An 8,740-nucleotide genomic window follows, 5' to 3' on the forward strand; every position below is an offset into this window, starting at 1 on the left:
GACGCCGAGCCTCCCGGCGGGTCGACGGGCGGTCGACAGGAGCGCCACGGCCTCGGCCCGCGTCTCCCACGGGATCGGTACACGCACCCCTCCTTTGTGCCCGTCGGAGGCGGGCCGGCGCCACCTTCCGAGATGGCGGGCCGATGAACACCCGGCGTGTCCGCTCAGGGCGTGCCGGGGTCGAGCCGGATCGGACGCAGGTGCAGCCCCGTCGCGGTCAGCGGGACGTGCGGGGGAGGACGACCTCGGCGGGCAGCCAGGTCCGGTCGGTCACGGCGGCGCCTCTCGGTGCGCGGGGGAGATCGGCGCGTCAGGGGACGACGGCGTGCTCGCTCTCGTCGAAGTGCTCGAGCGCGAACGCCCTCGACGACTCGACGTGCTCCCGCATCAGCCGCTCGGCCAGCGGACCGTCCTGGGCGCGCAGCGCGTCGAGGATCCCGCGGTGCTGCTCGACGGCGAGCGCCGACTGCTCGGCCGGGTAGGCGTACCGGGAGCGGTAGCTCACGGTGAAGGCGAGCACCTGACCCATGACGGACTGCAGCAGCCTGCTCCCGGTGGCGTCGCTGATCAGCTTGTGGAAGGCCAGGTCCGCGAGGGCCTGCTCCCCGGGCGTGCCGGAGGCCCCGACGCGCTCGAGCTTGGCCTGGGCGTCGAGCAGGGCGTCGAGGTCCTCGCGGGTGCGGGTGCGCGCCGCCTCGCCCGCCGCGTAGGCCTCGAGGACGGCCCGCAGCGAGTAGATCTGCAGGATGTCGCGCGAGGTGATCGTGCGGACGGTGGCGCCCCGGTTCGGGGTGAGCTCGACCAGGCCCTCGCTCTGCAGGGTGAACAGCGCTTCGCGGACGGGCGTGCGACTCACGCCCAGGCTCTCCGCCAGGGCGCGTTCCGGCAGTGGTTCCCCCGGCTTGAGGGTCCCGGCGAAGATCTCCTCGCGCAGCACCCGGGCGACGCCCTCGCTCGTGCGCTGCGCCAGGGGCACGGCGTTCCGCCCCACGAGCTGCATGTACCGGTCTCCATCCTGAGCGGTCCCCCACGGACGCCCGCCGGCTCCCTCCCACGGCCACGGATCACCGCGGTGGGCCTGGTCGCCGAATGATACGGGTCGGCCCGTCGGCCGTGGCCCTCCGTGGCACCGGCCACGACGGCCGGCGCCACGGAGCGCGTGGTCACACCGAGGTGATCGTGGCGGACTCCCCGTGCCCGGCCGGCAGTGGGCTTGCCGCCGGGAGGGCCGGCTCGGCTCCCGCCGGGGCGGCGGTCGGCGCGGCGGCCGCGTCGAGGTCGTCCGAGGAGTTCTCGACGCCCCACCGTGCCCGGTCCAAGCCGACGACCTCCTCGGCGGCGTCCGCGCGGAGTCCGCCGAACCTCTCGAAGACCAGGCACATCAGGAAGGCCGGGACGCCCGCGACCAGCATCGTCGCCCCGACGCCGGCGAGCTGCCACCACGGGGTGATGTGGGCGACGCCCACCGCGTACGGCCCCTCGAGTCCGATGTAGCCGCCGGTCCGGGTGCCCCACCCGAGGAATCCGGTGAGCACCGCGCCGACCGCGCCGGGCCCGAGGGCGAGCGGCACGACCTTCGGGTCGTCGATGCGGATCCGGCGCAGGAGGCTCGCGGTGCCCAGCCCGACGAGCGGGCCGAGGGCGCCGATCAGGAGGCACTGCCAGGCGTTGCCGATGTCGAGCAGGGTCCCGGTGATCACCACGCCGGAGATCGGCCCGAGGAAGGCCCAGGTGGGCTCGTGACGACGGTGGGCGAGGAGCAGGCCGACGACGGCGCCGCCGAGGATCGCCGCGACCAGGTTGATGATCACCACACCCATCCCGCTCTCGGTGAACGAGATCCCGAAGAAGCCGACGTCGGGGACGATGTAGCCGCTGCCGAGGGTGACGAACGGCAGCGCGAGCAGGATCAGCAGCGTCCCGATGCCCACGAAGGACAGGTTCTGGGCGGCGGGCCGCGCGCCGGTGCGGTGGACGCCGCCGAAGGCCCCGAGCCGGGGGCCGACGCGCCAGGCCAGCACGAGCACGAAGGTCCCGGCGGTGACGTAGAGCGGGAACACGCCGTCGAAGTCGTGCGTGCCCCGCAGGGTGAGCGGCGAGAGCGAGCCCCAGCACAGGTAGCCCACGAGGGGCGAGAGCACCGCGCCGACGACGAAGGACATCACGTAGAGCGGGACCGCCTTGATGCGTTCGACGACCCCGGTGTGGATGAGCGCGACGGTCGCCATCGTGAAGGTCACGAAGAAGACCAGGAAGATCTGCAGGACGTCCGCTTCGGGCAGCGCCGAGGGGTCGATGTGCCGGGAGGCCGTCGTGGTGAAGGCGCCGCCCAGCCACCAGTCCCGCATCGCCTGCAGGAACGGATCGGGGACGCCGAAGGCCTGGTCGAACTGCCACTGCCAGATCGGGTAGCCGACGAGCAGGGTGCCGAGCCCGCCGACCATCGCGGCCCCGATCTTCTGCAGTGCCGTGTCGAGGACGTTGCGGCGCCGGACGAGCCCGACGTCGATGAACACGAGGCCGACGACGACGAGCAGGACCGCGACGGCCCCCACGGTGTAGACGAAGGTGGAGAGGATCCAGTTGGTGGACGCCTGCTCGGGGAATTGCGGCATGAGGATCTCCGGTCGAGGAGTGCCGAGTGCTACGGACCCGCAGCGGGGGAGGAGCGACGAGCGTCGGCGGTGCGGACGTGATCGGCCCGGACGTGCAGCCGGGGTGATGCACCGCGGCACGGAACGTATACCGGTATGCCATCGGCAGACAAGAGGCGGGTGTGTCGGCCCTGAGCTGCGACGATGCGTCGCGTAACGAGCGTGTTGCCGCCGTTGCCGATCAGGTTTCCTGGCGCCGGAGGCTTCCCTTCGGGCCCCTCGGTGAGGCAAGCTTCCTGTCGTTCGGCCCCCGCCGACGCCTCGGCACGGCTGGTATACATGTATGCCAATCGCTCCCCGCCGAAGGACGACAGTCGCGAGAGGAGCATTCGTGGACCACGAGCCAGAGACGGCCCGTGTGTACGACCGTGCGGGATTCGGTCACTGCGTCCCGCGCGGCGCCCGCCCCGCGGTGGTGGTGGTCGACTTCAGCCACGGCTTCACCGATCCCTCCTACCCGACGGGCGCGGACATGACCGGCCCCGTCCTCGCGACCGCGCGGCTGCTCGAGAGCGCGCGCTCCGCCGGCGCGCCGGTCGTGTTCACCACCATCGCCTACGACCCGGGGCAGGTCGGCACGCTCACCTGGCTGCGCAAGGCCCGGGGGATGGCGGCGCTGACGGCCGGCAGCCGGCTCGTCGAGATCGACGAGCGGCTCGACCCCCGGCCCGAGGAGCACCTCGTCGTCAAGACCGGGGCGTCGGCGTTCTTCGGGACCGGTCTGGCCACCTACCTCGTCTCGCGGGGCGTCGACACCCTCGTCGTCACGGGTGCCACGACGAGCGGCTGCGTCCGTGCGACCGTGGTGGACGCGGTCCAGTACGGCTTCCCGACCCTGGTGCCGCGGGACTGCGTCGCCGACCGGGCGGCCGGGCCCCACGCCGCCAGCCTGTTCGACATCGACGAGAAGTACGGCGACGTCGTCGACCTCGCCGATGTCCTCGACTACCTCACCCGCCCGGGAACCGCGGCCCCGCACCGCGACCGCACGGGCGGCCCCGACACCGCACCGCCGTCCACCACCGAGCCGAAGTCAGAGGTCTCCGTATGACGCGCACGAGCCCCGATCCCCTGCCCTTCGAGCCCGCCCAGGCGGTGCCGGGCAAGCGCTTCGCCAGCCCGTTCGCGGTCACCACGCCGCCGGGCGCCGAGGGCTGGGAGAGCATGTACCCGTACTACGCGCTGCTCAGCACGGAGCGGGCGGAGTTCGAGGACGGCAAGTTCTGGTTCTTCGACGGGATGCACAACCCCGAGCCGCTGTACCCGTTCGACACGATCATGACCGAGAACTGGTGGGTCGCGGTCAGCCAGATGTCCACGCGGGTCTGGCCCATCCCGCTGGCGGGCGGGATCGACCACCGCATCATCAACGGCTACCTCTACATCAGCCCGAACGCCGTGTCCGACGCCGACGAGATCGCCGCGCGGGCGGCGGACTTCGAGGTGCGGGCCGGGCACTACTACGAGAACTGGGACGAGATCTACGAGCAGTGGGTGGCCAAGGCGACCGACTGCATCGAGCGGCTGAAGGGCATCCACTTCGCGCCGCTGCCGGCCAAGGAGCCGGAGTCCGCCGTCTTCGCCCACCGCGGCCTGTACTCCAGCTACGACCTGCTGACCACGTACAGCGAGCTCATCCACAACCTGTTCGAGATGGGCTCGTACCACTTCGAGATGCTCAACCTCGGGTACGGCGCCTACCTGACCTTCCGCGAGTTCTGCCAGGCGGCCTTCCCCGGGATCACCGACCAGACCATCGCCAGCATGGTCTCCGGCATCGACATCATGTTGTTCCGGCCGGACGACGAGGTCCGCGCCCTGGCGCGGCTCGCCGTCGAACTCGGGCTGACCGCGCCGCTGCTCGGTACCGAGGACCCGGAGGCCGCCCTCGCCGCGGTCGCCGCGCAGCCCTCGGGGGACCGCTGGATCGAGGCCTTCGAGAAGGCCAAGGACCCGTGGTTCTGGTTCTCCACCGGCGCCGGCTACCAGCACAGCGACCGGGCGTGGATGGACGACCTGCGGCTGCCGTTCACCGCCCTGCGCGGCTACCTCAAGAACCTGCTCGACGGGCAGAACATCGACCGCCCGCTCGAGGCCATCCTCGCCGAGCGGGTCCGGGTCACCGAGGAGTACCGCACCTACCTGCCGACCGAGGCCGACCGGGAGTCCTTCGACGGGCTCGTCGAGCTGGCGCGCAAGGTCTTTCCGTTCGTGGAGAACCACAACTTCTACGTCGAGCACTGGCACCACTCGATGTTCTGGTCGAAGGTGCGCGAGCTGGGCGACGTGTTCGTCGCGCACGGCTTCCTCGACGACCGCGAGGACATCTTCTACCTGCACCGCAACGAGATCTACTCGGCGCTCTACGACCTCAACATCGGGTGGGCGACCGGGACGGAGGCGCGGGGCGTCACGTACTGGCGGCCGGAGGTGGAGCGCCGGCGCTGCATCCGGGACGTGCTCAAGGCGAACCCGCCGCAGCCCGCGCTCGGCGTGCCGCCGGAGTACATCACCGAGCCCCTGACGGTGATGCTGTGGGGTATCAACCAGGAGTCGGTGCAGGAGTGGCTCGGCTCCGAGGGCCAGGACCCGAACCGGCTCAACGGCGTGGCCGCGTCCGCGGGGAAGGTGATCGGCAGGGCGCGGGTGATCCTCGACCCGGAGCAGCTCCACGAGGTCGAGGACGGCGACATCCTGGTCTGCCGCATCACCGCGCCGAGCTGGGCGCCGGTCTTCTCCCGGCTCTCGGCCGCGGTGTCGGACGTCGGCGGCATCATGGCGCACACCGCGATCGTGTGCCGCGAGTACGGCCTCCCGGCCGTCGTCGGCACCGGCTTCGCGACGACCACCATCAAGACCGGACAGCTCATCGAGGTCGACGGCGGCAACGGCGTCGTCCGCGTGCTCGAGGACGTGAACGCATGACCACGACGGAGACCCCCTTCGTCCTCCGGATCGACGACCCCGCGGCCGTCGCCAGCCCGCTGCTCGGCGGGAAGTTCGGCAGCCTCGCCGAGATGACCGCGGCCGGGTTCGCGGTGCCGCCCGGGTTCGGCGTCACCACCTCCGCCTACCGCTACTTCCTCGCCGAGTCGGGGCTGGCGGCCGCCGCCCGCACGGTGCGGGCCGAGGCGCGCGGCGCCGACCTGGCGCGGGTCCAGGAGCTGAGCGCCGAGTTCTCCGCGGAGATCGAGGGCGCGGCCGTGCCGGCGGCCCTCGAGGACGCGATCCGCTCCTCCTACGCCCGGCTCGAGCAGGAGGCCGGGACCGCCGACCTGCCGGTCGCCGTCCGGTCCAGCGGCGAGTCCGAGGACCTCGCGGGCGCCAGCTTCGCCGGGCAGTACGACACCTTCCTGTGGATCCGCGGCGCCGACGACGTCCTGACGCACGTCCGGCGGTGCTGGGCGGGCATGTTCGGCCCGGCCGTGCTGACCTACAAGCCGGAGGCCACCGCCGACGCGGTGCTGGCCGACCACGGTATCTGCGTCGGCGTGCAGCGGATGGTGGAGGCGCGCTCCGCCGGCGTCATGTTCACCCTCGACCCGGTGACCGGGGACCGCTCCAAGGTCGTCGTCGAGGGCTGCTGGGGCCTGGGGGAGGGGGTGGTCGGCGGCGGCGTCACGCCGAGCCGCTTCGTGGTCGACAAGGTGACCTTCGAGGTCGTCCGGCGTGAGCTGACCCCGCAGGAGTCCGCGTACGGCCTCGATCCGGCGACCGGCGTGGTCGGTCTGGTGCCCGTGGCCGAGGACCGGCACGAGCTGCCCTGCCTGACCGACGAGGAGATCGACTCGCTGGCCAGGCTGGCCAAGCGGATCGAGCGCCACCGCGGCGCCCCGCAGGACATCGAGTGGGCGGTCTCCGAGGCCGGCGACGTCTTCGTCCTGCAGGTGCGGCCGGAGACGGTCTGGGCGCAGCGCCGGGCCGAGCAGCTCGTGGCCGCGCCGAAGTCGGCGGTCGGGCACGTGCTGGCCCGGTTCTCGGGCACCGGCGTCGCCTCCGGGAACCGGTCCTCGTGAAGCCCGCCCGCTTCGCCTACCACCGGCCCACCACCGTCGCCGAGGCCGTGGCGCACCTGCGCGACCACGCCGGCGGCGCCCGGGTGCTCGCCGGCGGGCAGAGCCTGGTGCCCATGCTCAACATGCGCCTCTGGCGGCCCGACGCGCTCGTCGACATCAACGAGATCGACGAGCTCGACGACCTGCGCGTCGACGGCGAGCGCACAGAGATCGGCGCGCTGGTCCGGTACTCGACCCTCGAGCGCTCGCCGCTGGTGGCCGAGCGGCTGCCGCTGCTCTCCCGGATCGTGACCCACATCGGCGACCGGCAGGTCCGCAACCGGGGCACGATCGGCGGGTCCCTGGTCCAGGGTGACCCGACCGGCGAGATGCCCCTGGCCTGCCTCGTGCTCGACGCCACCGTCGTCGTGGTCGGGCCGGGCGGCGTGCGCCGGATCCCCGTCGCCGAGCTGTACACGGGCTCGTACGCGACGGTGCTCGAACCGGACGAGCTGCTCGTCGCGGTCGACTTCCCGGGGCACCCGCAGCACTTCGCGTTCCGCCAGTACTGCCGCAAGCACAACGACTTCGCGGTCGTCAGCGTGGTGGTGACGGGCGACCGGGGCGCCGACGGCACCTGGCGCGGCGTCCGCATCGCCCTCGGCGGCGTCGCCGACAGTCCCGTGCTCGCCACCGCGGCGGCGGCTGCCCTCGAGGGCTCGCGGCTGACCGACGCCGACCTCGAGGCGGCCTCCGCGGCCGCCGCGGAGGTCATCGACCCCCCGTCCGACGTGCGCGCCTCCGCGGCCTACCGGCGCCACCTGCTGCCGGTCCACCTCCGCCGCGCGCTGACCGACCTGCGGGCCCCCCGCCCGTGACCCGACGTGCCCGCGGCGGCGTCCGCGGGTGGAAGTGAGATCATGCAACTCCGTGAGGAATTCGAGGTCGCGCAGCCGCTGACCTCGGTCTGGGCCTTCTTCGAGCACCCCGAGAAGGTGGCCGGCTGCGTGCCCGGCGTCGAGGACCTGGTGCTGACCGGGCCGGACGACATCGACGTCCGGATCACCCAGAGCGTCGGGCCCATGTCCGCCACCTTCGCCGCAACCGTGAAGATCGTCGAGCGGGTGCCGGAGAAGCTCATCGCCTTCACGGCGACCGGCAAGACCGTGCGCGGCGCCATGGGCAACGTCCGGGCGACCGTCACCGTGCAGGTGGAGGCCGCGGGGGCGGACCGCACGACCGTGTCGGTCGACGGCGACGTGGCCCTCGCGGGGGCCCTGGGCAGCGTCGGGCAGAAGGTCGTCGCGAAGCAGGCCGGGAAGGTCACCGCCGCGTTCGCGCGCAACCTGGAGAGCGCCCTGGGCGGCGCCACCGCGCCGGCCGCGCGCCCCACGATCGGCACCGCCGCCTTCGCCGACCGCGCCCCGGCGCCGGCCGCCGCCCCCGCGCTCCCCGCCCGCCGGGGACCCGACCGCTGGACGATCGTCTCCGTGGCGCTGAGCGCGGCGTCCGCGGTGCTCGGCGCGATCGCCGTCTGGCAGAACCGGCGCGGGCGATGACCGCGGCGACGACGGCACCGATGCCCTGGACCGCACCCCGCGTCGAGGCACAGGGCGAGGTCGAGGCGCTGGCCGCCGAGTGGATCGCCTCGTACGACCAGGCCGAGCACCTGGTGCGCGCGCGGGACTGGCTCGTCCACCTCGCGCCCGCGGCGACCGCCGAGATGCGGATCGCGGCGCTCACCCACGACATCGAGCGGAGGTACCCGGGCGGGCCGGTCCTCCGGCACGCCGACCAGCGCTGGGACGACCCCGTCTACCTGTACGCGCACTCGCTGCGCTCGGCCGAGGCCGTCACCGTCTGGCTCGGGAGCCTCGGTCCGGTGGCGGCCGCCGTCGACGGCGCGGAGATCCGGCGCCTGGTCGGGCTGCACGAGGTCGGCGGGATCGACGGCGCCGACGAGGTCCAGGCGGCGGACTCGCTCTCCTTCCTCGAGACCCTCGCCGGCCTGACCCGGGACTGGGTCCTGTCCGGCGTCTGCTCGCGGGCGCAGGCCGAGCGCAAGCTGCGGTACATGGCGGACCGGGTGCG

General features: G+C 73.0%; 8 protein-coding genes. 6 read left to right on the forward strand and 2 right to left on the reverse strand.

Going from position 1 to position 8,740, the window contains the following annotated elements; translation table 11 throughout:
• Nucleotides 1-310 precede the first annotated feature (310 nt).
• Both ACFQH9_RS31680 and ACFQH9_RS31685 read right to left on the reverse strand, forming a co-directional pair.
• Nucleotides 311-1,000, reverse strand: a complete 690-nt coding sequence (locus tag ACFQH9_RS31680; protein WP_379572088.1) for a GntR family transcriptional regulator — start codon at nucleotides 998-1,000, stop codon at nucleotides 311-313.
• Nucleotides 1,001-1,163: 163 nt separating this feature from the next.
• The gene (locus ACFQH9_RS31685) at nucleotides 1,164-2,615 is read right to left on the reverse strand and encodes a hypothetical protein (RefSeq protein ID WP_379572090.1); all 1,452 of its coding nucleotides are present in this window, start codon (nucleotides 2,613-2,615) and stop codon (nucleotides 1,164-1,166) included.
• Nucleotides 2,616-2,985: 370 nt separating this feature from the next.
• Here ACFQH9_RS31685 and ACFQH9_RS31690 point away from each other — a divergent pair, with 370 nt between their 5' ends.
• The 6 genes from ACFQH9_RS31690 to ACFQH9_RS31715 all read left to right on the forward strand — a co-directional run.
• Entirely contained in the window at nucleotides 2,986-3,705 is a 720-nt protein-coding gene (locus tag ACFQH9_RS31690) for an isochorismatase family protein (protein ID WP_379572092.1), read from the forward strand.
• Nucleotides 3,702-5,579: a PEP-utilizing enzyme gene (locus ACFQH9_RS31695; RefSeq protein ID WP_379572094.1), complete on the forward strand. Its 1,878-nt coding sequence runs from the start codon at nucleotides 3,702-3,704 to the stop codon at nucleotides 5,577-5,579. Before ACFQH9_RS31690 ends, ACFQH9_RS31695 begins: the two co-directional genes overlap by 4 nt.
• Nucleotides 5,576-6,670 carry a PEP/pyruvate-binding domain-containing protein gene (locus ACFQH9_RS31700; RefSeq protein WP_379572096.1) on the forward strand — a complete coding sequence of 365 codons (1,095 nt, stop codon included), beginning with the start codon at nucleotides 5,576-5,578 and terminating at the stop codon, nucleotides 6,668-6,670. The genes ACFQH9_RS31695 and ACFQH9_RS31700 overlap by 4 nt, the downstream gene beginning before the upstream one ends.
• Nucleotides 6,667-7,527, forward strand: a complete 861-nt coding sequence (locus ACFQH9_RS31705) for an FAD binding domain-containing protein (RefSeq protein ID WP_379572098.1) — start codon at nucleotides 6,667-6,669, stop codon at nucleotides 7,525-7,527. Before ACFQH9_RS31700 ends, ACFQH9_RS31705 begins: the two co-directional genes overlap by 4 nt.
• A 42-nt stretch (nucleotides 7,528-7,569) precedes the next feature.
• Nucleotides 7,570-8,208, forward strand: a complete 639-nt coding sequence (locus ACFQH9_RS31710; RefSeq protein WP_379572100.1) for a CoxG family protein — start codon at nucleotides 7,570-7,572, stop codon at nucleotides 8,206-8,208.
• Nucleotides 8,209-8,228: 20 nt separating this feature from the next.
• The coding region (locus ACFQH9_RS31715) for a hypothetical protein (RefSeq protein WP_379572102.1) at nucleotides 8,229-8,740 on the forward strand (512 nt) is incomplete at its 3' end.

The sequence above is a fragment of the Pseudonocardia lutea genome (assembly GCF_042658055.1).
GTDB lineage: Bacteria > Actinomycetota > Actinomycetes > Mycobacteriales > Pseudonocardiaceae > Pseudonocardia > Pseudonocardia lutea.

Coding starts and splice junctions, on each gene's coding strand:
- ACFQH9_RS31680 (WP_379572088.1), bottom strand. CDS start 1,000: ATGCAGCTCGTGGGGCGGAACGCCGTGCCCCTGGCGCAGCGCACGAGC.
- ACFQH9_RS31695 (WP_379572094.1), top strand. CDS start 3,702: ATGACGCGCACGAGCCCCGATCCCCTGCCCTTCGAGCCCGCCCAGGCG.
- ACFQH9_RS31685 (WP_379572090.1), bottom strand. CDS start 2,615: ATGCCGCAATTCCCCGAGCAGGCGTCCACCAACTGGATCCTCTCCACC.
- ACFQH9_RS31700 (WP_379572096.1), top strand. CDS start 5,576: ATGACCACGACGGAGACCCCCTTCGTCCTCCGGATCGACGACCCCGCG.
- ACFQH9_RS31710 (WP_379572100.1), top strand. CDS start 7,570: ATGCAACTCCGTGAGGAATTCGAGGTCGCGCAGCCGCTGACCTCGGTC.